Consider the following 22,620-nt stretch of genomic DNA (forward strand, 5'->3'; position numbering starts at 1 on the left):
GGATGAAGCGACAGCTCCACCTCAACCTCTTCATCCAGAGCCGGGGCCATCACGAAGCCTCGTGGCGGCACCCCGCCTCCTCGACGCTGGCGCTGACCGACATCGAGTATTTTCGCGATCTCGCGCAGCGGGCCGAGGCGGGCCTCTTCGATTCGATCTTCCTGGCCGACCAGCTGGCGCTGGCCGACACGGTGGCGCATGCCGCCAGCACCTGGCTCGAGCCGATCACGGCACTTGCCGCCATCGCCGGCTCGACGCAGCGCATCGGCCTCATCGCCACGGCCTCGACCACCTACTCCGAGCCGTTCAATCTCGCCCGACAGTTCGGCTCCCTCGACCATATCAGCGGCGGCCGTGTCGGCTGGAATATCGTCACCTCGTGGCTCGCCCCGGCTGCGCGCAACTTCGGCGGCACCGGTCTCGTGAGCCACGACGAGCGCTACGAGCGCGGCGAGGAGTTCGTGCAGGTTGCCAAGGCCCTGTGGGACAGCTGGGCCGACGACGCCGTGCTCGACGACCGTGCGAGCGGCCACTATGCGCGCGCCGATCGCATCCGCCCGATCAATCACGAGGGCAAATATTATCGCGTCGCCGGCCCGCTCAACATGCCGCGCGGGCCGCAGGGGCGACCGGTCTTCGTGCAGGCCGGTTCGTCCGACACCGGCCGCCGCTTCGCCGCGCGCCATGCCGAGGCGGTCTTCACCGCACAGATGGAAAAGACCACCGCGCAGGAATTCTATGCCGACCTCAAGAAGCTCGCGGCGGCCGAAGGTCGTCCGTCAGAGCATGTGCTGATCCTGCCCGGCCTCAGCCCCGTGATCGCCTCGACCGAAGCCGAGGCGAAGCGGCTTGCGAAGGAGCTGAACGAACTCACCGATCCCGAAGTCGGGCGCAAGCGGCTGAGCGGCCGGTTCGGCGGCCACGATTTCTCGCACCTGCCGCTCGACCGCCCGCTGACGGCCGAGGACTTCCCAGACCCCGGCACCGTCCAGGCGGCGCGAAGCCGCACCGAGGTGATCGTCGGGCTGGTCCGGCGCGAGAAGTTCACGCTGCGCCAGCTGCTCGCCTATCTCGCCGGTGCGCGCGGCCATTTCACCACCGCCGGCACGCCCGAACAGATCGCCGACCTGATCGAAGACTGGTTCAACGACGGCGCCGCCGACGGCTTCAACCTCATGCCGCCCCTGCTCCCGTCGATGCTCGACGTGTTCGTGGCCGAAGTCGTGCCGCTCCTGCAGACGCGCGGGCTGTTCCGCACCGCCTATGAAGGCACGACGTTGCGCGATCATTTCGGCCTGCCAAGGCCGATGGCGGCGACCACCAGGCAGAGCGAGCCGATCCAGAGTTCGCAGACGGCCTAGGGTGATGCCTCCCCCGAAACGCCGCTCACTCCTGACCTCCGCCGGAGCGGCTTTCCTGCCGCTTCCGGCGCTCGCACAGTCCGCGCTGCCTGAGCGCGCGTTGCGCATCATGGTGGGGTATGCCGCGGGCGGCGGCGCCGACATCGTAGCCCGCACCATTGCGCCCGCCCTCCAGCAGCGCACCGGCCGCATCGTCTCCGTCGAGAATCGTCCAGGTGCTGGCGGCCTCACCATGGTCGAGAGCCTGAAGAATGCGGCATCTGATGGCTCGATCATCGGAATGCTTCCGAGCACCGTCATGATCCGTCGGCTTACGTCGCCTGCGGCCATCCCGATCGATCCCATGCTCGACCTCGCGCCACTCGGCATAATCGGTACGTTCGAGACGGCGTTCTGCGTGTCGCCTTCGATCGGCGTTCGAACGATGGCGGAATATGTGCAATGGGCGAAGGACGGTCCGCCCGAGCGTCGTCGTTTCGGCACGGCCGCCCCGGAGACCTTCTCGCAATATTTTGCCCAGCTGCTGGGACGGCAATACGACATTGCTCTCGAGCCCGTGCCCTTCCGCGGCACCGGCCCGCTTTCCGCCGATCTCGGCGCGGGGCGAATTCCTGCCGGCTGCGGCGGGCTTGCGTCGTTCGTCCACCAGCATCGCGGCGCCAGGCTGAGGATTCTTGCCACCTCCGGACCGGTGCGAAATCCCGTCCTGCCGGACGTGCCGACCGTGGTCGAACTGGGCTTCCCCCATCTCCAGCTTATCGACTGGTATGCTTTCTTTTCACCCTCAACCCTGCCATCGCCGCTCGTTGCCGCCTGGAACCGCCAACTGACGGTCGCCGTCGAACGATCCGATGTGCGGGACCAGCTGACGCAATATGGCGTGATCGTCGGCGTAACGAAGCCCGATGAATGTTCGGTACGTCTTGCGACAGATCTCATCCGCTGGCGGAGCCTGCTTGACATGCTCGGGATCCGGGTCGCCAATTGACTCTTTAGGGAGAATGCCGTGACAGAGCCCCTGAAGGTCTTCTGGCAGCCCGGTTGAACGAGCTGTCTGAGACTCAAAGAGTTTCTATCGGTCCGTGGGATCGACTTCGTCTCCGTGAATGTCCTTGAGGATCCGGCCGGTCTGGCCGAGTTGCAGTCGCTGGGCGCGCGCTCGGTGCCGGTCCTGTCGCGCGGCCCGAAGTTCATCTTTGGCCAGAGCACGCGGGAGATCGTGACCTTCCTCGGCCTGCAGGAGAAATCGGGGCCGGAACTTTCACCCGCGGAGCTCCAGGGGCGTCTCGACAGGTTCATGACCGCGGCGATCGGCCTGCTGCCGCTCATGCCCTACGCGAAGCTGCACATCCACGTGCCGGGCCGACCGCGCAGCTATCGGGCCCTGGCCTTCCATCTCTTTCGGGTAGTCTCTGCCTTTCTCGACGCCGAGCGGGGCATGCCCCTCGAACAGGCGGCGTTCCGCGAGGAACCGGCCCCGGACGCCGACATGGCGTCGGTGGCGGCCTACGGCAGCTCGGTGCAGAACAGGTTCCGGACCTGGTGGGCCGAGGGCGACACCGGCGCGGAACGGATCCTTCCCACCTACTACGGTCCGCAGAGCCTGCACGAATTGCTGGAGCGCACGACCTGGCATTCGGGCCAGCATGTGCGGCAGTGGATGATGCTCTTGGAGCGCGAGGGCGTTTCCCATGAGTGGCCGCTCGGGGAGACGGACTTCGCGCGATTGCCGATGCCTCGGAACGTCTGGGACGGCTGAGCAACCTCGCCGGGCTGGGAGCGTTATCTGCCGGACATTCCCTGACCAACCGGAGGACAACCATGCGCGTCACCAGCCACGCCAACGGCAAGGATCTCGCCAAGGAAATCGCGGCCCTCAAGGCGCAGCTCGAGGATCTCGCCGGATCGATGAATGGAACCGGCCAGACTCTGGTTGCACGCGGCGAGGAGGCCGTCGAGGAGACGCTGAAGGCGGCCCGCGAGCTGATCGCCAAGTATGGCGATACCGCCAAGGCAATTGCCGACGACACGGTGGCCCTCAAGAACAAGGCGACCGACACGCTCGTGGAACAGACTGAAGCGCGCCCGCTGACGACCTTGGCGGCCATCGCCGGCATCGGCTTTCTCGCAGGCTGGCTTTGTCGTCGGCAGTAGCCGGCCGACAACCCGTACGTCTCGGCCAGCTCCGGCGACGAATCCGTCGATGATCGGCCCTCTGCTCCGGGTCGCGGCCAGTTCGGTCGCGGCCCGTTCGCTGCGCACGGCAGCGCAGGATGCGACGACCACTGCTCTTCTCACCTTGGGCGCCGCGCTCGCGATCGGGATGGGCTCGATTTTTCTGTCGTTCTCCGCTTATGTTTTTTTGGAGAGCCGGCTCGATCCCGCGGGAGCCTCGGCGATCGTGGGGCTGTTTTGGCTGATGGCGGGCGGCAGCTATTTCGCCGCCACGCGGCGCCGCCGCACCTGAACCGGCGGCACCGAGGCCAGCGGTGGCTTCACCGCCAGTCGCTCGCTGACCGGCCGATCCTCCGACAGAAGAACCTCCAGCCAGCGCAAGGACGGCAGATGTGCCGCGACCGTGCTGATCAGGATCAGCAGCGGCACCGCCACGATCGCGCCCACGGCTCCCCACATCCACCCGAGAAACGCGACTCCGGCAAAGACGGCGACCGTGTTGAGCGCACAGCGGCGACTGACGAAGGCCGGCGTGATAAGCTGCGACTCGATGAAATGGATGGCCGCCAGGATCGCCGGCGCCGCCAGCATGTGCATCAAGTCGTCGTAGGTCAGGAGCGCCACGAACGCCACCAGGCCAATGGCAACCGGCGGTCCGATGAAGGGGACAAACGACGCGAGTCCGACGAGGACGCCCCACAGGATGGGATTGGGGAAGCCCAGCAGCGCAAGCACGACGGTCGAGATCACCGCAACCAGCGAGTAGATGACCACGAGGGCGAACAGGTAGGTGCCGACGCGGTCGTTGATGTCCCGCATGACGCGCGCGATCCTCACCCGCGTGGTGAAGTTGATCGGCACCCGCAGTATCTGCCTCTTGTGATCATTGCGGTGCGCGAGGATCATGAACGACAGGACCGCCGCGTAGCCGATCTGCAGAAGCACGGCTGGCGTCGTGCTCATCAGTTCCGAAATGAGTGATTTGTCCCGAACCACGACCTGTGCCGGCGGCTCCTCCTTTGCGGTTCTCTGCGGTTGCGATGCCTGGGTCGCCTGCTCGACGCGATCGGTGAGCTGCTTCACGAAGGCCAGCGATTCCCGCAACCCCTGGAGCTTCCGTTCGAGCGTGTAGGTCAGGTAAGGCGCCTGCTCGGCCCAGCTGGACACAGCCGGCGCGGAAATCACCAGCAGACCCGCGACCACCAAGGCCAGCAACGAGACCGACGCGCCGGCCGCGGCCGTGGGTGGCAGCCGCAGACGTTCGAACTTTTTCGCAACCGGCGTCAGGATCAATGCGAGGACGATGGCTGCCGCGGTGGGAATGAGAAAGTCACGCGCCAGATAAGCCACGACGCCGACGGCGCAGACCGCCAGAACGATGAGCGGACGCCGTATCGCCGACCCGCCGCGCAAATGGACAGTCGGAACCCTTAGGGCTGAATTCTGGGACACGGAACCTCGCTGATGCGCAGTAACGCCCGCTTGCAGGGCGAGTTCCCGGATGTTCCTCCCTGCGGGATGCCGTGTTTGCGCAAGGTCGCATGCGACCATTAGGCTCGACGCCGCATGCCGACATACGCTGACACCGTCCCCGTGATGGAGCGCCACCGTTTCGATGTGGCTTCCCTCGACCGCTACTTCCGCGAGAAGCTCGAGGGCTATCGCGGCGGACTCGAAGTCAGGCAGTTCGACTCCGGCCACTCCAACCCGACCTTCTTCGTGGCCGCCGACATGGCGCATGGCCGCCGCGACTTCGTCCTGCGCAAGAAGCCGCCCGGTCAGCTGGTCGCCTCGGCGCATCAGGTCGACCGCGAGTTCCGCGTGATCTCCGCCCTCGCCGCGACCGACGTGCCGGTCGCGCCGGCACGACTGCTGTGCGACGACGACGCCGTCATCGGCCAGATGTTCTACGTCATGGAAGCCGTGCCCGGCCGCATTCTGGTGAACCCGGCGATGCCCGACCAGACTCCGGCCGAGCGCACCGCCATCTTCGAGTCAATGAACGAGGTGTTGGCCCGTCTGCACAAGGTCGACCCCGTGAAGGTCGGGCTCGGGGCCTATGGCCGCAGCGGCCAGTACATCGCCCGGCAGATCTCGCGCTGGAGCCGGCAATATGCCGAGCTCAAGACCGAAGACATTCCGGCCATGGACAAGCTCTCTGCGTGGCTGCCGGCGAACATTCCCGACGACGGCGATCCAACCACCATCGTCCACGGCGACTACCGGCTCGGCAACCTGATCGTCCATCCGACCGAGCCGCGCGTTGTGGCGGTGCTCGACTGGGAGCTGTCGACGCTCGGACATCCTCTGTGCGACGTCGCCTACAACTGCCTCGGCTATCACCTCGAGGAGCCGCCGCACGGCTTCGCCAAGGTCGACTTCGCGGCGCTGGGGCTTCCGACCGAGCAGGACTATGTCGCCGCCTACTGCCGGCGTACGGGCCGCGCGTCGATCCCCGACTGGAACTACTACCTCGCCTTCTCCCTGTTCCGGCTCGCCGCCATCGCCCAGGGCGTCTACCGCCGCGGCCTGCAAGGCAATTCGTCCAATCCCGAATCGATCAAGATGAGCAAGTCCGCACGAGAACGGGCCGAACTCGCATGGAGTCTCGTTTCGTAACAAGAAGAAGTTCGGAGGAAACAAGAATGACAATCAAGAAAATCGGCCGGCGCACTTCGATTCTCATGACAGGGGCGGCCCTGGCGACGCCGCTCGCCGCCAGCGTGCGTGCGCAGCAGACCGGCTTGCCCGACAAGCCACTGAAGATCCTCGTCGGCTTCCCGGCCGGCGGCGGCACCGACGTGATGGCCCGCCTCATCGCCGAGCCGCTGAAGCAGCGTACCGGCCGCAACGTCATCATCGACAACAAGGCCGGCGCCTCCGGCACCATCGCCGTGGGCGACCTGAAGAACGCCCCGACCGACGGCACGACCATCGCCTACGTCCCCTCGGCGACCATCGTGCAGAAGCTCACCATGCCCGGCGTGCCGTTCGACCCGATGACCGACATCGCGCCGATCACGCTGGCCGGGACGGTCCAGACCGCCTTCTGCGTGTCGCCGACCATCGGCGTCAGCAATCTCAAGGAATACATCGAGTGGCTGAAGAAGAACCCGACCCGCGCCTCCTTCGGCACGACGGCGCTGGGTTCCTTCACGCATTTCTTCGGCGTCATGGCCGGCAAGGCCGTCGGCATCCCGCTGGAGCCGGTGCCCTATCGCGGCGCCGCGCCCCTGGTCGCCGACCTGCAGGGCGGCCATATCGCGGCCGGTTGCGGCGGCATCACGGACTTCCTGGAGCATCATCGCGCCGGCAAGGTGAAGGTCATCTTCACGTCCGGGGTGAAGCCCACCACATCGGCTCCCGACATCCCGACCATCAGCCAGCTCGGCTATCCGCAGCTCTCGATCCTCGGCTGGTACGTCTTCTTCGCGCCGCCCAGGACCCCGGCCCCGCTGATCGACGCCTGGGGTAAGGAGTTGAAGGCGGTTCTGGCGATCCCCGAGATCGAGAAGAAGCTGGTCGAACTGGGACTCGACGTCGAGACCTCGACACCGGCCCAGTTCACCGAGCGCATGTCGGCCGACCTCGCCCGCTGGAAGACGATCATCGATTCGATCGGCTATAAGCCGCAGGGTTGATCCAACGGAGACGAGTGCATGCCGATCCTCAAGAGGCCAGATGCCGAGATCCACTACGAGGTCCACGGCAGAGGATTTCCGCTGCTGCTCTACGCGCCCGGCGGACTGCGCTCGTCGATCGAGTTCTGGGGGCCCGGCGCCGACGGCGCGCCGCGCGCCTGGATGGATCCGCGGATTGCCCTCGCCGACAAATTCACCGTCATCTCGATGGACCAGCGCAACGCCGGCAAGTCGGTGGCCGACGTGAAACCCGACCATGGCTGGCACACCTTTGCCGCCGACCATCTGGCCCTGATCGACCATCTCGGCTTCGGGCGCTTCGCCGTGATGGGCGGCTGCATCGGCGGCAGCTACTGTTTCGAAGCGATCGAACAGGCGCCGGACCGTGTCGCCGCTGCGGTCCTGCAGAACCCGATCGGCCTGTGGGAAAACCGCGACACCTGGGACGAGGCCGTGAAGGGCTACGGCACGACGGTGCGCGCGCGCGATCCGTCTGTAACGGAAGAAACAATCCGCAGCTTCGGCCAGAACATGTTCGGTGGCGATTTCGTTTTCTCCGTCACGCGTGACTTCGTCAGGAACTGCCGGACGCCGCTGCTGCTTCAGCCAGGCACCGACAAGCCACATCCCGCCCCGACCAGCGACGAGATCGCGGCGCTCGCACCCAACATCGACGTCCAGAAGGACTGGCGGGGACCGCAGTTCCTGCAGGAGTCGATTGACCGCGTCCGCACGTTTCTGGAAAAGAACACACGATGATCAGGAAATTCACGATCCTTTTCGCGACCCTGCTTGCGACGACCGCGACAGCAGAGGCCCAGGAAGTCTGGGGCGCGGTTGCGACCGACAACGAACGGCTGTTCGGCGTCGCGGTCGGCATGGCGACCCGCGAAGCGGCCGAGACCTCGGCACTGGCCGAATGCGGACCGCTCGAGTGCAGGATCCGGATGGCCGCCCCGCAACGCTGCGTCGCCTACGCGCACAGCGACAATGGACAGGCATCGGGCTACGGCGCAGCTCCCTCGAAACAGGAAGCCGAACAGTCCGCCTGGAACGAGTGCAATGCGCGGGTGCCCAGCAATTCCTGCACCATCCGCAGCGCCCGCTGCTTCGAATAGACGAGACGACGGGACCGTCCGATCCCAGGGAGATCAGCGCAGCCCGACCGGTCCGGACTGCTCGTCGAGCCATTTTCGCGCCTCGTGGAGATTCTGGAAGACCTTCACGATGCGCTTGCCGTCGGTCAGTTTCGCGAAGACCTCGGCGTTCTCGGCCGCCTGGCCGGGACTGACGACAAACGCCAAGGGGCCGCGCGGTCTGTCGTCGCTTTGCGCCAGGACGAGATTGGCCATCGCCTGGGCTCCTGCCTTGTCCATCGGGGTGGTGGGCGACGCAATGTCGATCAGCTTGCGGTAGTGAAGGACATCGCTGGCCAGGAACTGGATGACCGCGGCACGAACGTCGTCTGCGGTGAACGTGCCGCGGACGACGGCGATCACCAGCCTGTTGGGATGGAACACATCGACATGGATCGGCATCGATTACGGTCCCGGCTGCCCACATTCCACCGCATCGGTGCGGCAGGATAGCGCGCTTAACACGCCGGGTCGGTCGTGAAAACAGGAGTTAAGTGGTGGAGAAGATCGCCGTCATCGTCGTCGTGGCCCTGGTGGCCGGTGCCGCCCTCTACCTGTTCGCCCGGAATGTCTCGTCGCGGCAACGGTTGGTGCGTTCGGCAGCGGCCACGCTAGCCGGCGCCCTTGCCGCCGCCGGCGCGGTCTACGGGCTCGAGGCCCTGACCGGCGACGATACCCAGATGGTGGACAATGCGATGACCGAAGCGCGCACATTGCCGCTCGTCGGGCTGGTGCTGACCGACGTGCCCGATTCCGAGGCACGACTGCGCGCCTCGCTGAAGGAAGAGATGCGCAGCCCGACGACCCAGGGAGCGCCGCGGCCGCTCGTGCTGATGAGCGAACTGCGCGCCAAGTACATCGTGCCGGCTCTGCGCGCGGCCGACGCCTCCGATGCCGAAGGCGTGCTGGCCGCACGCATTGCCCTGATGCGGCATCTGCTCGGCACCAACGTCGCGGCCTGCCGCGAACTGGCGCTGGTCGGGATCCAGCACGCCGACCGGCTCGACCCCCAGGGCCAGCAATTGATGCGCAACATGCTGACGGCAATGGAAAAAGCCTATCGGTCGGGACGCACCGCGATGAATTCGGGCGCCGCGCCGCCGGCGGTGCCAAACGATACCGAGGCGCAGGCACTGCTCGTCGAGGCGGGCCTGACACCGACCGATTTCGAGCAGCTGCAGAACCTCGCGAAGCTCTCGCCCGAGCAAGCGTGCGAACTCGGCATTCGCCTGAACGGTACCCCCTCAAAACTGCCCGCCGACCGGGCAGGCGGCCTCGCCCGCTATCTCGCGGCGGCGCAGTAGAAAAACCGCTAAGCCACCACGGGGGCGACGACCGCGTTCAGCAGCGCCACGGCGTCCTGCGGCGACAGGCGGACCTGAAGGCCGCGCTGGCCGCCGTTGAGATAGACCAGTTCGTGCGCCATGGCCTCGGCCTCGATCGCCGTCCGCACCGCGCGCATCTGGCCGAACGGGCTGATGCCGCCCACCTTGTAGCCGGTCATCCGCTCGGCATCGGCGGGCTTCATCATCTCGGCCGACTTGCCCTTGAAGGTGGCCGCCAGTCTCTTCATCGAGACCTCGCGATCGGAGGGCACGATCACGCAGGCGGGCTTGCCGTCGACCAGGGTCATGAGCGTCTTGAGCACCCGCATTGGCGGCTCGCCCAGCGCTTCCGCTGCCTGCAGCCCGACCTTGTCGGCGTCAGGGTCGTAGTCGTAGGTATGGACGGTGAAGGCGACCTTCCCCTGCTCCAGCGCCTTGGTGGCGCGCGTGACCTTCGACATCCCTGCTCCTCACTCGACGAGGAACAGGATAGCGCCGTCCTCCCTCAGTTTCCCTTCAGAATTTTCGCCGTGGCATCGGCGAAAACCTGGCAGCCCAGCACGATGTCGGCGTCATGGGTGTTTTCGGTGAAGTGATGCGAGATGCCCCCGATCGAGGGCACGAACATCATCGCCGCCGGCATCTTGAGCCCGATCACCTGGGCATCGTGGCCGGCGCCCGACGGCATGCGCACGTGCTTGTCCGGTGCATGGACGGACGCGGACTCTTCGATCGCCTCGAGGAAGCGCTCGTCCATCAGCAGCGGCTGGGTGCGCGAGAGGTTCACGCAGTCGACGGTGCAGGGGCTGTTCTTCTGGTGATCGGCCACGATCTCCATCAGCTTCGCCTCGAAGGCCTGCAGGATCTTCTGGTCGGCGTCGCGGAACTGCAGGATCATCTCGGCCCGGCCGGGCACGATCGCCGGTGCACCCGGCTCCAGCACCATCTTGCCCACCGTCCACACGCTGCGCGGTCCGGCAACGGCGGGGAACTTGTCCATCACGTCGTTGTAGAGCCGCATCATGGCGACGCCGGCATCCTTGCGGATCGGCATGGGGGTGGTGCCGGCATGGTTCTGGATACCGCTGAAGGTCAGGCGGAACTGCATGATGCCGACAATCGCCGTCACGATTCCGATGTGCTTCTCGCCCGCTTCCAGCAGGCCGCCCTGCTCGATATGGGCTTCGAGATAGCCGCGATACCGACCCTCTTCCAGATGCTCGCGCGGCACGCCCTCGAGACCGGCTGCCTTCAGCGCCTCGCGCATCGGCGTGCCCTCGTCGCGGTGCTTGGCCTTGTCGATGTCGGCCTCGGAGAAGATTCCGATGAAGGACCGGCTGCCGGTCATCTGGCCCCAATGGCCCTCCTCGTCGGCCCACGAAGCGACGTCGACGGCGAGGTGTGCCGTCTCGGGGTCCTCCGCCAGCGCCCGCGCCACTTCGAGCCCGTAGATCACGCCCATGACGCCGTCGAGCCAGCCGCCGCGCGGCTGGGTGTCGGAGTGAGAGCCGATCAGGATGCGCGGACCGGTCTTGGGACTCTTGCCGATCACCGTTCCGATGCCGTCGATGACCGGCTCCAGGCCCGCTTCCTTCATGCGCGCCACGAGCCAGTGCCGGCTCTCGACGTCCTGCGGCGAGAGGTGCGGGCGATGCACGCCGGTCTGGTAGCGGCCGAAATCGGCGATGCGCCGCAGATCGCCGAGCAGTCGTTCACCGTTGATCGTGGGCATATCAGTTCTCCTCCACCTCATCCTGAGGAGCGGCCCCCCGGGCCGCGTCTCGAAGGATGGGAATCCGCACCGAGTCCGTTGCCCATCCTTCGAGACGCATCGCTACGCGATGCTCCTCAGGATGAGGATTTACTGTCCTGAACATCAGTTCAAATGCGCCGCGACCCAGGCGGCAAGGGAAAGCAGCTGGTCGTCGGAATGGCGCAGGCCGACGAGCTGGACGCCGAGCGGCAGGCCCCGCGGGCCGGTGCCGGCCGGCAAAGTCACGCAGGGCGTGCCCGCCAGCGTCCAGATCGAGTTGAAGACCGGATCGCCGGTGAAGCCGATGCCCTGCGGCGCCTCGCCGGGGGCACTGGGCGTCAGCAGCAGGTCGACCTTGTCGAACAGCGAATCGACATGCGCCTTGAAGGCCGCGGCCTTGCGTTGGGCGGCGACGTAGCGCTCGAAGGAGACGGCGAGACCGCGCTTCATCGGGCCGTTCATCAGCTCGTCGCTCACCTTGTCGGGATTGCGCAGCCGCTCGTCGGCATAGTTGCGCACGCTCTCGAAGCCGGTGATCGCGGCATGGTCGTCGATGATATCGGCGAAGGCAGCGGCAAAGGCCACGTCGATCACCGACGCCCCCTTGTCGGAGAGCCGGGTCGCCGTCTCCTCGATCAGCGCCTTGGTCTCGGGTTCGGCCTTCTCCCAGACCGGAGAACGGCAGATGCCGATGCGCGGGCGGCCGATCTCCCGTTCGATGCGGACCGGCGGCAGCTTCAGCACGGCCGCGCGGAACAGCGCGATGTCGTCGAGCGTGCGCGCCATCAGGCCCAGCGTATCGACCGAGTGGCACTGCATCTTGATGCCGACGCGGCTGAAGTCGCCGAAGGTCGGCTTGTACCCCACCACGCCGCAATAGGCGGCCGGCCGGATCACAGACCCGCCGGTCTGCGTGCCGAAGGCCAGCGGCACGTGGCCGTCGGCCACCGCCGCAGCGGACCCGGACGACGAACCGCCGGGCGTATGCCTGGGATCGTGCGGGTTCGTGGTGGCGCCGGCATGACGATTGGCGAACTCGGTCGTCACCGTCTTGCCCAGGATGACGGCATTCGCTGTCCGGCAGAGCGCCACGCAGGCCGCGTCACCAAACGGCACCTTGCCTTCGAAGATCGGCGAGTTGTGGCCGGTCGGCATGTCGTAGGTATCGATGATGTCCTTCACGCCGACCGGGATGCCGCGCAGCAGCCCGCCGCTCGCCGCATCGGCGGCCTTTGCCTGGGCGATCGCCTGGTCGGGATCGAGATGGGCCCAGGCCTTCACGATGTCGTCGCGCTGGGCGATGCGGTTGAGATAGCCGCGCACCAGTTTCTCAGAAGTCAGCGTGCCGGCCTCGATCGCGGCCGCGGCTTCGACGGCGGTGATCTCCTTCATGACAGGACGCTCCGCGCCCAGGCGGCGATATCGAGCAAGCCCTGATCCTCATGCTGGCGGCCGACCAGCTGCACGCCGACCGGCAGGTCCGTCGGCCCCTTGGTGAACGGCAGGGTCACGCACGGCATCCAGAGATAGGTCCAGAGCAGGTTGAAGGTGGCATCGCCTGTGCGCTCGAGACCGAGAGGCGCTTCGCCCTTGGCCGGCGCGGTCAGGATGACGTCGATCTCATCGAACAGCGCATCGACGGCGGCGCGGCCCGTCTCGCCCAGCTTGCGGGCAGCGACCCAGCTCGCATAGTCGATCTTCGAGCCGGCCTCGAGCTTGTCCTTCTTCAGGCTCTCGCTCAGCAGCCCGGGAAAGCGCCGGGCCTCGTCGGCATGGGCACGCGGCCCGTCGAAGGCCGACAGGGTCTTCTGACCCTGGGTCATGTCGCGCACCGGTGCCGGCAGTTCGATTTCCGTCACCTCGGCCCCCGCCTTGGCAAAGGCCGCAGCCGCGTCGTGCACGGCCTGGCTGCCTTCGGGCGAAAGTTCGTCGCGATGATGGGTAAAGGCGACCGCGATCCTCGGCGGCCGGCCGAGCCTGGCGATCGGCACGAAGGGGATCGCCATCAGGGCCGCGCGAAACAGGGCGATGTCCTCGACGCTGCGCGCATAGGCGCCGATCGTGTCGAGCCATTCGGTGTTGGCCTTCATGCCGGCCGGCGCAAAGTGGCCGTAGCTCGGCTTGTAGCCCACGATGCCGCAGAAAGCGGCGGGCCGGATCACCGAGCCGCCGGTCTGGGTACCGGTGCCGAGCACGCACTGGAAGTCTGCGACCGCCGCGGCCGACCCCGAGGAGGAGCCGCCCGGCGTATGTGCGGGATTATGCGGGTTCTTCGTCGGGCCGGGATGACGATTGGCGAACTCGGTGGTCACTGTCTTGCCGAGCAGGATGGCGCCGGCATCGCGCGCCAGCGCCACGGTCGCGGCATCGGCGAGCGGCTGGTGGGTGCGATAGATCGGCGAGCCGTAGGTCGTGGGCTGATCGAAGGAATCGATGATGTCCTTCACCCCCATCGGGATGCCGTGCAGCAGCCCCCTGCGTGGTCCTCGATCGAGCACCTTGGCGGTTTGCAGGGCAGCCTCGCGCGCCAGATGCGACCAGGCGAACACGTCGGCGTCGCGCTGGTCGATGCGGTCGAGGTGATCGCGCACGATCGCCTCGGCGGTGGCCGCTCCGGCGTCCAGTCGTTGCGCGAGTTCGGTGGCGGTGAGCGTGTTCAGCGCGGCCATGATCGCCAGCAAAACAGCAAGAAGCATGCCGCGTCCAGCGGGGCGCGCCGTGGCTCGCTTCGTGCTTCGCGCAACGGAACCACGGAGGTCTTGCATGCTCACCCGTCGCGCCGCGCTTCTCGCCGGCACCGCCCTTCCCTTCATCGCCTCGAGTGCGGCCCAGGCTCAGCAGCCCTCGACTCTGCGCATCGCCATGACGCTCGCCGACATCCCGGCGACCGACGGTGCGCCCGACCAGGGCACCGAAGGCATCCGCTTCATGGGCTACACGATGTACGACCCGCTGGTCGCCTGGGACCTGTCATCGGCGACGGCGCCGGCGAAGCTGGTGCCCGGGCTGGCGACCAAGTGGTACCAGGACCCGGCCGATCCCACGAAATGGATCTTCGAGCTGCGCCAGGGCGTGAAGTTCCACGACGGATCGGACTTCAACGCCGACGCGGTGATCTTCAGCATCGACCGCGCGCTCAACGACAAGTCGCCGGTCTTCGACCGAGTCGGGCGCAGCGTGCTGCTGGCGGCCCTGTGGCCGCTGGTCGGCTACCGCAAGATCGACGACTACAAGGTCGAGCTTCAGACCAAGGGCGTCGACACGATCATGCCGTCGTTGCTCAACCGCTTTCCGATTTCCAGTCCGGCGAATTTCGAGAAGGTCGGCCGGGACTGGCAGGCCTATCGCAAGTCACCGTCAGGCACCGGCCCCTGGAAGATGAAGTCTTGGACCCCGCGCGAGCGCGCCGAGCTGGAGCGCAACAACGACTACTGGGACAAGGCACGACTCCCGAAGAGCGAGCGCATGGTGCTGCTGCCGATCCCCGACGTCTCCACCCGCACCGCCGCGCTTCTGTCGGGGCGGGTCGACTGGATCGAGGCACCCGCGCCCGACTCGCTCGACAAGCTGCGCGCCGGCGGCTGCAAGATCGAGACGAACGCGATCCCGCACATGTGGCCCTATACGCTGAGCATGCTGCCCGGCGCACCGACCGCCGACATCCGCGTGCGCAAGGCGCTGAACCTTGCCGTCGATCGCGACGCGATGGTGAAACTGCTGAACGGCCTCGCCGCCCCCGCCGTCGGCTGCGTGCCGGCCGACCATCCCTGGTTCGGCAATCCAACCTTCAAGATCCGCTACGACCCGACGGAAGCGAAGAAGCTGCTCGCCGAGGCGGGCTACGGTCCGCAGAAGAAGCTCAAGATGAAGGTCGCGATTTCGACCTCCGGCTCGGGCCAGATGTATCCGCTGATCATGAACGAGTTCATCCAGCAGCAGTTCGCCGAAGTGGGCGTCGAACTCGAGTTCCAGGTGATGGACTGGAACGCCCTGCTGAACTTCATGCGCCAGGGCGCCAAGGCGCCGGAGGCTGCTTCGTTCAGCGCCATCAACGTGAGCTGGAATACGATGGACCCGCACAACGCCTTCATGCGCTTCGTCGACAGCCAGCAGGTCCCGCCCAAGGGCTCGAACTGGGGCTACATCAACGATCCGGAGTTCGACAAGCTGGCCGCCGAGGCGCGCAGCACGTCCGACCCCGCGGAACTCGACAAGGTGCTGGCGAAGATCAACACGCGCATGGTCGACGAAGCCGTGTTCGTCTGGTTCGTCCACGATGTCTGGCCGAACGCGATCTCGTCCAAGGTGAAGGGCTACGTCCATCCCAAGAGCTGGTACGTCGACTTCTCGCCCGTAACCGTTGGCTAGACGGTCGGCTAACCCCGCTTTCGCTGCGTCCAGCCGATATAGAGGCCGGCGCCGACGATGATGGCGGCGCCGACCCAGCCCAGGAAATCGGGGAAATCGCCGAAGAAGAGATAGCCCACGACCACCGAGCCGGTCAGCTGCATGTACTGGAACGGCGCCACGATGTTGGCCGGCGCATAGGCCAGCGCCCGGGCGACGAAATAGTGGCCCATGGCACCGAGCACGCCGAGGCTGCAGAAAAAGAAGATGTCGCGAGCGCCGTGCGGCGTCTTCCACACGAACGGCAGGACCAGCAGCATGCCGAAGCTGCCGACGATCGAGCTGTAGATGGCCGAGGTCTCGGGCGTGTCGATGGCGGAGATGAGGCGAGTCAGCACCTGGTAGACCGCGTAGCAACACGCGCTCAGCAGCGAGAGCAATGCCGCCCACTGGAAGACCGCGCTGCCCGGCTGGATCAGGATCAGCATGCCCACGAAGCCCACCAGGAGCGCCCCGATATGGCTGCGCGCGGCCCGCTCGCCCAACACGAGCCAGGCCAGCGGCAGCACCAGCAGCGGCGCCATCATGGTGATCGCCGCCGCCTTGCCCAGCGGGATGTAGACGATGGCGAGGAAGCTCGCGACATTCGAGGTGAACAACATCAGCGAGCGCGCGAGCTGCGTGCCGATCCGGCGGGTGCGCAGCATGCCGAGCCCGAAACGGGGCACGAAGAAGATCAGCATGAACACGATATGCCCGAACGCGCGCGCCCACGAGATCTGCAGCGTGTTGTAGTCGGCGCCGAGAAACTTCGCGAAGCCGCTCATGACGGGAAACAGCAGGCCGGCGCCGCACATGAAGAGGATGCCGGCCAGGATACGCTGACCGGCGCGCGCTGGCTGGGGCGCCGGTTGCTTCAATGCCCCCGCTTCGCTCCCTGCAGCGCCTCCCAGACGCGCGACGGCGTGGCGGGCATTTCGAGGCGCTCGACGCCGGCGAGCCGCAGCGCGTCGAGGACGGCCGCCATCACGGTCTGTGGCGCGCCGATACATCCGGCCTGCCCGGATCCCTTCACCCCGAGCGGGTTGGCTTCGGTCGACCGCTCGATCAGCTGGATATCGAAGTACGGCAGATCGGTCGCACGCGGCAGTGCGTAATCCATCAGCGAGCCGCTGAGGAGCTGACCGGAGTGCGGATCGTAGACCGTGTGCTCCACGAGGGCCTGGCCGATCCCCTGCGCGAGGCCACCCTGCACCTGCCCTTCGGTGAGCATGGGATTGATCAGGCGGCCGTAATCGTCGACCGCGGCGTAGCTCACCAGGTCGATGGCCCCCGTTTCCGGATCGATCTCGACCTCGGCGACGTGGCAGCCACTGGGGAAGGTGAAGACGTCGGTGATGTTCAAGACGTGCTCGCCGAGACCGGGCGACATGCCCTCGGGCAGGTTCGCCGCCTCCTCCGCGCTCCCGGCCAGCGTCGCGAGATCGATGGCACGATCGCTGTTGCGCACCGTGAAGCGCCCCTGGTCGTAGTCGAGCTCATGCTCGCTGGCTTGCAAGAGATGGGCCGCCAGCCGGCGCGCTTTCGCGAGAGCTGCCTCCATGGCCTTGACCAGCGCCGCCCCGCCCATGTGCATCGAGCGCGCGCCGCCATGGCCGGCACCGCTTCTCACGGCGCGCGTGTCGGCCTGGACGTAACGAAATACGTCGATGGGCAGGCCGAGATGCCGCGAGGCAATCTGGGCGAAGGACGTCTCGTGCCCCTGCCCGTTCGATTCGGTGCCGACGGCGATGGTCACCCTGCCATCCGGCTCGAAACGCACTTCGGCGCCCTCGTTCGGCGCGCCGCGCGACGTTTCGAGGAAGCAGGCGACGCCGAGGCCGCGCAGCCGCCCTCGCGCGCGCGACTCGGCGCGCCGCGTCTCGAAGCCCGGTGCGCGCGCCACCGCGGCATCGAGGTTGGCCACGAAGTCGCCCGAGTCGATCGTCAAGCCCATCGCGGTCTTGTGCGGGAACGACGCAATCAGGTTCTGCCGCCGCAGGTCCGCCGGATCCCGCTCGAGCACCCGCGCCGCCGCCTCGATGGCGCGCTCGACGATATAGTTGGCTTCGGGCTTGCCGGCACCGCGATAGGCGTCGACCGGCACAGTGTTGGTGAGAGCGCCACGCACGTCGACGGCGATCGCCGGGATATCGTAGACCCCGCCCTGCGCCGTGGAGGCTGCGACGACGGAGGCACCGGGCCCGTTGCCCGAGAGATAGGCGCCGAGATTGGCGACCATCGCCACGTCGAGCGCCAGGATACGGCCCGTCGCATCGAGCGCGATCCGCGCCGTCGCGTCGATGTCGCGACCCTGTGCGCCCGTGACGAAATCCTCGGCACGATCGGCCAGCCAGCGCACCGGACACTTCAGGCGGCGCGCCGCCCACAGCAGCAGGATCCATTCGGGATAGAGGAAGTTCTTCATCCCGAAGCCGCCGCCGACGTCGGGCGCGTGGAGCTGGATGCGCTCGGGCGCCACCTTGAAGATGAACTCCGCGAGCTGGCGGCGGATGCCGTGGAGCCCCTGCCCGGTCAATTCGAGGTCCATCGTGTCGGTCGCCGCGTCGTAGCGCGCGATCCCCGCGCGAGGCTCCAGCGGCACGACGATGACCCGATTGTTCGTCACGTCGACCTCGACGATGTGCGCGGCGTCCTTCATCGCCGCGGCGACGGCGGCGTGATCGCCGCGCTGCACATGAAAGACGAGGTTGCCGGGCGCCTCGTCCCATAGGGAAGTCGCGCCCTCAACCAGCGCCGCACGGCCATCGACGACCGACGGCAACGGTTCGTAGGCGATCTCGATCCGCTCCGCCGCTTCGCGCGCAAGCTCCGCACTGTCGGCCACCACGAAGCAGACCGGATCGCCGACGTGTCGGACGCGGCCCACCGCCAGCGCAGGGCGCGGCGGCACGATCAGCGGCGTCACGGCGGCGAGGCAGGGCATGTGGCCCAACCCGTCCGCCGCCAGGTCGTCCCCCGTCGCAACGAGATGCACGCCCGCCATCGAGACCGCTGGCGAAACGTCGAGAGCAGCGATCAGGGCGTGTGCATGCGGCGAGCGCAGAACGTAGCCATGCAGCGCTGCAGGCTCGGCAATGTCGTCGACATACCGGCCGCGACCGGTGAGGAACCGTGCGTCCTCGAGGCGCCGTATCGATCTCGTGTCCTGGCTTCCATCCGCCACGTGGTCTCTCCCGAACCGTTCGCTTGCAACGACCATACACCATTGACGGGCCGCAACGACGGGCGGAGGCTGCCGCCCTCACACCCAAACACCGCTCTTTGGAGGAAGCCCATGATCGATCTTCACTACTGGCCGACGCCCAATGGCAAGAAGGTCACCATCCTGCTCGAGGAGTGTGGCCTGCCCTACAGGATCGTGCCGGTGAACATCGGACAGGGCGACCAGTTCACCGATGCCTTCCTGGAGATGAATCCCAATCACCGCATGCCGGTGATGGTCGACAACGCTCCCGCGGACGGAGGCAAGCCCCTGGTCGTCTTCGAGTCCGGCGCGATCATGATCTACATCGCCGAGAAGGCCGGGAAATTCTATCCGCAGGACCTCCGAACCAAGCACGAAGTGAACGAATGGCTGATTTGGCAGATGGCCAACCAGGGACCGAAGAGTGGCGAGTGCGGCCATTTCCGCAGGCTCGACCAGGCCAAGGAAGGCGACCAGACCTACGCCATCACACGCTTCACCGACGAGGTGAACCGTCTGTACGGCGTGCTGAACAACCGCCTCTACAAGCACCGGTACCTCGCGGGCGACCAGTACACGATCGCCGACATGATCTGCTATCCGTGGACCGTGAACTGGAAGTTCCAGGGTCAGGACATCGAGGAATTTCCGCACTTCAAGCGCTGGTTCGAAGAGCTGGGGGCACGGCCCGCCGTGCAAAAGGGGATGGCGGTCGGCGCCGATCTTTCGGTCGATCGCGAGAAGCTGCCGCCCGAAGAGCAGGAACGTCTGCGCAAGCTGCTCTACAATCAGCGTGCCCGGCCGGTACCCGCCGCCTGACTACAGGCGCTGCTCGCTGGAGAGAGGCGGCGCCACCTCCTCCAGCGACTTGCCCTCTGCCGCGATGCCGAGCTTCAGGGTCACGAGGGAGGCTGCGATCATCAGCGCGGCGCCCAGAAAATAGCCCCACATGATCTCGGTCGAGCTGCCGCCGGCGATCAGCACGCCGAACAGCCACGGACCTCCGACTCCGCCGATCAAAGTACCGAAAGCATAGAACAAGGCGATGGTGAGCGCCCGGATCTCGAGCGGGAAACACTCGCCGACCGTGAGATAGGCCGCACTCGCTGCCGCCGAGGCGAAAAAGAAGACGACGCTCCACATCGCCGTCTGGGTCGTGGCGTCGAGATGGCCGGCATCGAACATCCAGCCCGTGACAGCCAGCAGCACGCCCGAGATAGCGTAGGTGGCCGTGATCATCTGCCGGCGGCCGAGCGTGTCGAAGAGCGACCCCAGCAGCAGCGGCCCCAGGAAGTTGCCGATGGCGAAGGGCAGGATGTAGAGGCCGACCTTGTCGCCCGGCACATTGTAGAAATTGGTTAGGATCAGCGCGTAGGTGAAGAAGATCGCGTTGTAGACGAAGGCCTGCGAGGCCATCAGCACCAGGCCGAGGATCGTACGGCTGCGATAATGCCTGAGCAGGGTTCGCGCCACGGAGACCATCGTCGTCTTGTGCGGATCGCCGAGCGTCAGCCACCGCGTCACCGGCTCCAGCTTGCGGCCCGTGTCGGCCTCCACCCGCGCCTCGATCTCCTCGACGACCCCTTCCGCCTCGCGCGGTTTGCCATGGATCATCAGCCAGCGCGGGCTCTCCGGCAGGAAGCGACGCAGGTAGAGAATGACCAGGCCCAGCACGGCGCCGCTGCCGAAGGCGACCCGCCAGCCCATGTCGGGGTCGAGAACGTTGGGATCGAGCAGCCAGACCGATAGCAGCGCACCGCCGGCCGCGCCGAGCCAGAAGCTGCCGTTGATGGCGAGATCGATCCGGCCGCGCAGGCGTGCCGGAATCAGTTCCTGGATCGCCGAATTGATCGCCGAATACTCGCCGCCGATTCCCGCGCCTGTCAGGAAGCGGAACAGCAGGAAACTGTAGAAGTCCCAGGAGAAGGCCGTCGCCGCCGTGGCGACCAGGTAGACGCCCAAGGTGATGTTGAACAGCTTCTTGCGGCCAAGCCGGTCGGTGAGATGGCCGAAGAAGAGGGAACCCAGTACCGCACCCGCGAGATAGGCACTGCCCGTCAGACCGACCTGTTCTGCCGTCAGTTGCAGGCGCGGGCTGGTCTGCAAGGCCGCTGCCACGGACCCCGCCAAGGTGACTTCCAGTCCGTCGAGAATCCAGGTGATGCCGAGCGCGACCACCACCAGCCGATGGAAGCGGCTCCAGGGCAGTCGGTCGAGACGGGCGGGAACATCGGTGCGCACAGGCGATGCAACGCATCGGTGCCGCGAAAGTTCAAACCGGTCGGGCACCACCACCGCCGCAAGGCTGGTCTGCCGGGGCGGCGCTGGCGACGGGGGCTCGTGACGCCTAGAGTTCGAGAATGACCGACAATACGATGGCAGCCGGCGCAGCGCCCGTCTCTGCCCCCGCGGCCCCGGCCCTTTCCGGCGCCGCCTCCGCCAACAACACGACCTTCGCCGTCATCCTGTCGCTCAGCTTCTGCCACCTGCTCAACGACATGATGCAGTCGCTGGTACCGGCGCTCTATCCGATCCTCAAGGATTCATACGCACTGTCGTTCGGTCAGATCGGCTTCATCACGCTGGCCTTCCAGTGCACGGCGTCGATGCTGCAGCCGGTCGTCGGCATGTACACCGACAGGAAGCCTCAGCCTTATTCCCTGATGGTCGGCATGGGTTTCACCCTGGTCGGCCTCCTCCTGATGTCGCAGGCGAATTCATATCCGCTGATCCTGTTCGCGGCCGCATTGATCGGCATGGGATCCTCGGTCTTCCATCCCGAGGCCTCGCGGGTCGCGCGCATGGCTGCCGGTGGGCGCTATGGTCTCGCCCAGTCGCTGTTCCAGGTCGGCGGCAACATGGGCTCCGCGGCAGGACCGCTGCTGGCGGCCTTCATCGTCGTGCCGGCGGGCCAGCGCAGCATCGTGTGGTTCTCGGCGGCGGCGCTCGTCGCCATGATCGTGCTCTTCCAGATTGGTCACTGGTACAAGGCCAACCGGACCAGCCAGAAGCCGGCGACGCGAAAGACCGCCGCGGCCGCCGGTCACGTGACCCTGTCGAAGGCCAAGGTCGGGGTCGCCGTGGCGATCCTGGTGGCGCTGCTCTTCTCCAAGAACGTCTACAGCGCCAGCCTCGGCTCCTACTTCACCTTCTACCTGATCCAGAAGTTCGGCGTGGAAGTGCAGACCGCGCAGCTCTTCCTGTTCGCCTTCCTGGTCGGCATCGTCGTCGGTACGATCCTGGGCGGCGTCGTGGGCGACAGGGTCGGCCGTATCCCGGTCATGTGGTTCTCGATCCTGGGCGCCCTGCCCTTCGCGCTGATGCTGCCCTACGCCAACCTGTTCTGGACCGGCATCCTGGCGGTCACGGTGGCGATCATCATGGCGTCGGCCTTCTCCGCCATCCTGGTCTATGCGCAGGACCTGCTGCCCGGCCGGGTCGGACTGGTGGCCGGCATGTTCTTCGGTGTCTCGTTCGGCCTGGGCGGCCTCGGCGCCGCGGCGCTGGGCGAGATCGCCGATCACGCGGGCATCGAAGCCGTCTACAAGGTGACGCCGTTCCTGCTGCTGCTGGGCCTGCTCACCGCTTTCCTGCCGAAGCACCCGAGCACGCCCAAGCTGCCGGCCTGATCAGGC

Annotated in this window: 22 protein-coding genes; 13 read left to right on the forward strand and 9 right to left on the reverse strand. The window is 66.6% G+C overall.

From position 1 onward, the window contains the following. Positions 1–2: 2 nt before the first annotated feature. From ACO07K_RS17875 to ACO07K_RS17895, 5 genes are all read left to right on the forward strand, one after another. Entirely contained in the window at positions 3–1,361 is a 1,359-nt protein-coding gene (locus tag ACO07K_RS17875) for an LLM class flavin-dependent oxidoreductase (RefSeq protein WP_422030151.1), read from the forward strand. Positions 1,362–1,470: 109 nt separating this feature from the next. Then, entirely contained in the window at positions 1,471–2,349 is an 879-nt protein-coding gene (locus ACO07K_RS17880) for a tripartite tricarboxylate transporter substrate-binding protein (protein WP_422036672.1), read from the forward strand. 66 nt (positions 2,350–2,415) lie between these two features. Continuing rightward, entirely contained in the window at positions 2,416–3,120 is a 705-nt protein-coding gene (locus ACO07K_RS17885; RefSeq protein ID WP_422036673.1) for a glutaredoxin domain-containing protein, read from the forward strand. 62 nt (positions 3,121–3,182) lie between these two features. Further along, the gene (locus tag ACO07K_RS17890) at positions 3,183–3,515 is read left to right on the forward strand and encodes a hypothetical protein (RefSeq protein ID WP_422030153.1); all 333 of its coding nucleotides are present in this window, start codon (positions 3,183–3,185) and stop codon (positions 3,513–3,515) included. 49 nt (positions 3,516–3,564) lie between these two features. After that, positions 3,565–3,828 carry a hypothetical protein gene (locus ACO07K_RS17895; RefSeq protein WP_422030155.1) on the forward strand — a complete coding sequence of 88 codons (264 nt, stop codon included), beginning with the start codon at positions 3,565–3,567 and terminating at the stop codon, positions 3,826–3,828. Here ACO07K_RS17895 and ACO07K_RS17900 read toward each other — a convergent pair. Continuing rightward, positions 3,795–5,087 (reverse strand): AI-2E family transporter, encoded by a 1,293-nt coding sequence (locus ACO07K_RS17900; RefSeq protein ID WP_422030157.1) that lies wholly within the window; start codon positions 5,085–5,087, stop codon positions 3,795–3,797. The two genes, ACO07K_RS17895 and ACO07K_RS17900, sit on opposite strands and share 34 nt — an antisense overlap. Before the next feature lie 15 nt (positions 5,088–5,102). Here ACO07K_RS17900 and ACO07K_RS17905 point away from each other — a divergent pair, with 15 nt between their 5' ends. From ACO07K_RS17905 to ACO07K_RS17920, 4 genes are read left to right on the forward strand one after another with little or no spacing between them, the layout of a single operon-like run. Then, positions 5,103–6,155, forward strand: a complete 1,053-nt coding sequence (locus ACO07K_RS17905; protein ID WP_422030159.1) for a phosphotransferase — start codon at positions 5,103–5,105, stop codon at positions 6,153–6,155. A gap of 26 nt (positions 6,156–6,181) precedes the next feature. Next, entirely contained in the window at positions 6,182–7,177 is a 996-nt protein-coding gene (locus ACO07K_RS17910; protein WP_422030161.1) for a Bug family tripartite tricarboxylate transporter substrate binding protein, read from the forward strand. Positions 7,178–7,195: 18 nt separating this feature from the next. Then, a complete protein-coding gene (locus ACO07K_RS17915) occupies positions 7,196–7,936 on the forward strand; it encodes an alpha/beta fold hydrolase (protein ID WP_422030163.1) in 741 nt (246 codons plus the stop codon). Then, positions 7,933–8,295 (forward strand): DUF4189 domain-containing protein, encoded by a 363-nt coding sequence (locus tag ACO07K_RS17920; protein ID WP_422030165.1) that lies wholly within the window; start codon positions 7,933–7,935, stop codon positions 8,293–8,295. The genes ACO07K_RS17915 and ACO07K_RS17920 overlap by 4 nt, the downstream gene beginning before the upstream one ends. 33 nt (positions 8,296–8,328) lie before the next feature. Here ACO07K_RS17920 and ACO07K_RS17925 read toward each other — a convergent pair whose 3' ends face one another. Next, the gene (locus ACO07K_RS17925; RefSeq protein ID WP_422030167.1) at positions 8,329–8,715 is read right to left on the reverse strand and encodes a hypothetical protein; all 387 of its coding nucleotides are present in this window, start codon (positions 8,713–8,715) and stop codon (positions 8,329–8,331) included. Between the two features lie 95 nt (positions 8,716–8,810). Here ACO07K_RS17925 and ACO07K_RS17930 point away from each other — a divergent pair, with 95 nt between their 5' ends. Continuing rightward, a complete protein-coding gene (locus ACO07K_RS17930) occupies positions 8,811–9,617 on the forward strand; it encodes a hypothetical protein (protein WP_422030169.1) in 807 nt (268 codons plus the stop codon). Between the two features lie 8 nt (positions 9,618–9,625). Here the strand turns inward: ACO07K_RS17930 and ybaK are convergent, their stop codons facing one another. From ybaK to ACO07K_RS17950, 4 genes are all read right to left on the reverse strand, one after another. Further along, on the reverse strand, positions 9,626–10,099 hold the full coding sequence (ybaK, locus tag ACO07K_RS17935) for a Cys-tRNA(Pro) deacylase (protein WP_422030171.1): 474 nt from the start codon (positions 10,097–10,099) through the stop codon (positions 9,626–9,628). Positions 10,100–10,143: 44 nt separating this feature from the next. Further along, complete coding sequence (locus ACO07K_RS17940) at positions 10,144–11,370, reverse strand: hydantoinase/carbamoylase family amidase (protein ID WP_422030173.1); 1,227 nt, start codon at positions 11,368–11,370, stop codon at positions 10,144–10,146. 144 nt (positions 11,371–11,514) lie between these two features. Next, the gene (locus ACO07K_RS17945) at positions 11,515–12,783 is read right to left on the reverse strand and encodes an amidase (protein WP_422030175.1); all 1,269 of its coding nucleotides are present in this window, start codon (positions 12,781–12,783) and stop codon (positions 11,515–11,517) included. Continuing rightward, positions 12,780–14,087, reverse strand: coding sequence for an amidase (locus tag ACO07K_RS17950; protein ID WP_422030177.1), 1,308 nt, complete (start codon positions 14,085–14,087; stop codon positions 12,780–12,782). Before ACO07K_RS17950 ends, ACO07K_RS17945 begins: the two co-directional genes overlap by 4 nt. Before the next feature lie 67 nt (positions 14,088–14,154). Between ACO07K_RS17950 and ACO07K_RS17955 the strand changes: the two genes are divergently transcribed. After that, complete coding sequence (locus ACO07K_RS17955; protein ID WP_422030179.1) at positions 14,155–15,759, forward strand: ABC transporter substrate-binding protein; 1,605 nt, start codon at positions 14,155–14,157, stop codon at positions 15,757–15,759. An 8-nt stretch (positions 15,760–15,767) separates the two neighbouring features. Here ACO07K_RS17955 and ACO07K_RS17960 read toward each other — a convergent pair whose 3' ends face one another. Then, the gene (locus ACO07K_RS17960) at positions 15,768–16,658 is read right to left on the reverse strand and encodes a DMT family transporter (RefSeq protein ID WP_422030181.1); all 891 of its coding nucleotides are present in this window, start codon (positions 16,656–16,658) and stop codon (positions 15,768–15,770) included. Beyond that, positions 16,655–18,964 carry a xanthine dehydrogenase family protein molybdopterin-binding subunit gene (locus ACO07K_RS17965; RefSeq protein ID WP_422030183.1) on the reverse strand — a complete coding sequence of 770 codons (2,310 nt, stop codon included), beginning with the start codon at positions 18,962–18,964 and terminating at the stop codon, positions 16,655–16,657. Before ACO07K_RS17965 ends, ACO07K_RS17960 begins: the two co-directional genes overlap by 4 nt. A gap of 111 nt (positions 18,965–19,075) precedes the next feature. On the opposite strand from ACO07K_RS17965, the gene ACO07K_RS17970 reads away from it, so the two are divergent. Continuing rightward, the gene (locus ACO07K_RS17970; protein WP_422030185.1) at positions 19,076–19,804 is read left to right on the forward strand and encodes a glutathione binding-like protein; all 729 of its coding nucleotides are present in this window, start codon (positions 19,076–19,078) and stop codon (positions 19,802–19,804) included. Here ACO07K_RS17970 and ACO07K_RS17975 read toward each other — a convergent pair whose 3' ends face one another. Beyond that, entirely contained in the window at positions 19,805–21,226 is a 1,422-nt protein-coding gene (locus ACO07K_RS17975) for an MFS transporter (protein WP_422030187.1), read from the reverse strand. It lies immediately after the preceding gene. A gap of 119 nt (positions 21,227–21,345) precedes the next feature. Here ACO07K_RS17975 and ACO07K_RS17980 point away from each other — a divergent pair, with 119 nt between their 5' ends. After that, complete coding sequence (locus ACO07K_RS17980) at positions 21,346–22,614, forward strand: MFS transporter (protein WP_422030189.1); 1,269 nt, start codon at positions 21,346–21,348, stop codon at positions 22,612–22,614. Positions 22,615–22,620: the final 6 nt, after the last annotated feature.

Origin of the sequence: Reyranella sp. (assembly GCF_965228225.1) — a bacterium.
GTDB lineage: Bacteria > Pseudomonadota > Alphaproteobacteria > Reyranellales > Reyranellaceae > Reyranella.

Excerpts from the sequence above, each read along its gene's own strand:
- ACO07K_RS17980 (WP_422030189.1), top strand. The coding sequence starts at position 21,346 with ATGACCGACAATACGATGGCAGCCGGCGCAGCGCCCGTCTCTGCCCCC.
- ACO07K_RS17875 (WP_422030151.1), top strand. The coding sequence starts at position 3 with ATGAAGCGACAGCTCCACCTCAACCTCTTCATCCAGAGCCGGGGCCAT.
- ACO07K_RS17940 (WP_422030173.1), bottom strand. The coding sequence starts at position 11,370 with ATGCCCACGATCAACGGTGAACGACTGCTCGGCGATCTGCGGCGCATC.
- ACO07K_RS17920 (WP_422030165.1), top strand. The coding sequence starts at position 7,933 with ATGATCAGGAAATTCACGATCCTTTTCGCGACCCTGCTTGCGACGACC.
- ACO07K_RS17970 (WP_422030185.1), top strand. The coding sequence starts at position 19,076 with ATGATCGATCTTCACTACTGGCCGACGCCCAATGGCAAGAAGGTCACC.
- ACO07K_RS17890 (WP_422030153.1), top strand. The coding sequence starts at position 3,183 with ATGCGCGTCACCAGCCACGCCAACGGCAAGGATCTCGCCAAGGAAATC.
- ACO07K_RS17910 (WP_422030161.1), top strand. The coding sequence starts at position 6,182 with ATGACAATCAAGAAAATCGGCCGGCGCACTTCGATTCTCATGACAGGG.
- ACO07K_RS17925 (WP_422030167.1), bottom strand. The coding sequence starts at position 8,715 with ATGCCGATCCATGTCGATGTGTTCCATCCCAACAGGCTGGTGATCGCC.
- ACO07K_RS17895 (WP_422030155.1), top strand. The coding sequence starts at position 3,565 with ATGATCGGCCCTCTGCTCCGGGTCGCGGCCAGTTCGGTCGCGGCCCGT.
- ACO07K_RS17915 (WP_422030163.1), top strand. The coding sequence starts at position 7,196 with ATGCCGATCCTCAAGAGGCCAGATGCCGAGATCCACTACGAGGTCCAC.
- ACO07K_RS17905 (WP_422030159.1), top strand. The coding sequence starts at position 5,103 with ATGCCGACATACGCTGACACCGTCCCCGTGATGGAGCGCCACCGTTTC.
- ACO07K_RS17900 (WP_422030157.1), bottom strand. The coding sequence starts at position 5,087 with ATGGTCGCATGCGACCTTGCGCAAACACGGCATCCCGCAGGGAGGAAC.
- ACO07K_RS17880 (WP_422036672.1), top strand. The coding sequence starts at position 1,471 with ATGGTGGGGTATGCCGCGGGCGGCGGCGCCGACATCGTAGCCCGCACC.
- ACO07K_RS17950 (WP_422030177.1), bottom strand. The coding sequence starts at position 14,087 with ATGCTTCTTGCTGTTTTGCTGGCGATCATGGCCGCGCTGAACACGCTC.
- ACO07K_RS17945 (WP_422030175.1), bottom strand. The coding sequence starts at position 12,783 with ATGAAGGAGATCACCGCCGTCGAAGCCGCGGCCGCGATCGAGGCCGGC.
- ybaK (WP_422030171.1), bottom strand. The coding sequence starts at position 10,099 with ATGTCGAAGGTCACGCGCGCCACCAAGGCGCTGGAGCAGGGGAAGGTC.
- ACO07K_RS17955 (WP_422030179.1), top strand. The coding sequence starts at position 14,155 with ATGCTCACCCGTCGCGCCGCGCTTCTCGCCGGCACCGCCCTTCCCTTC.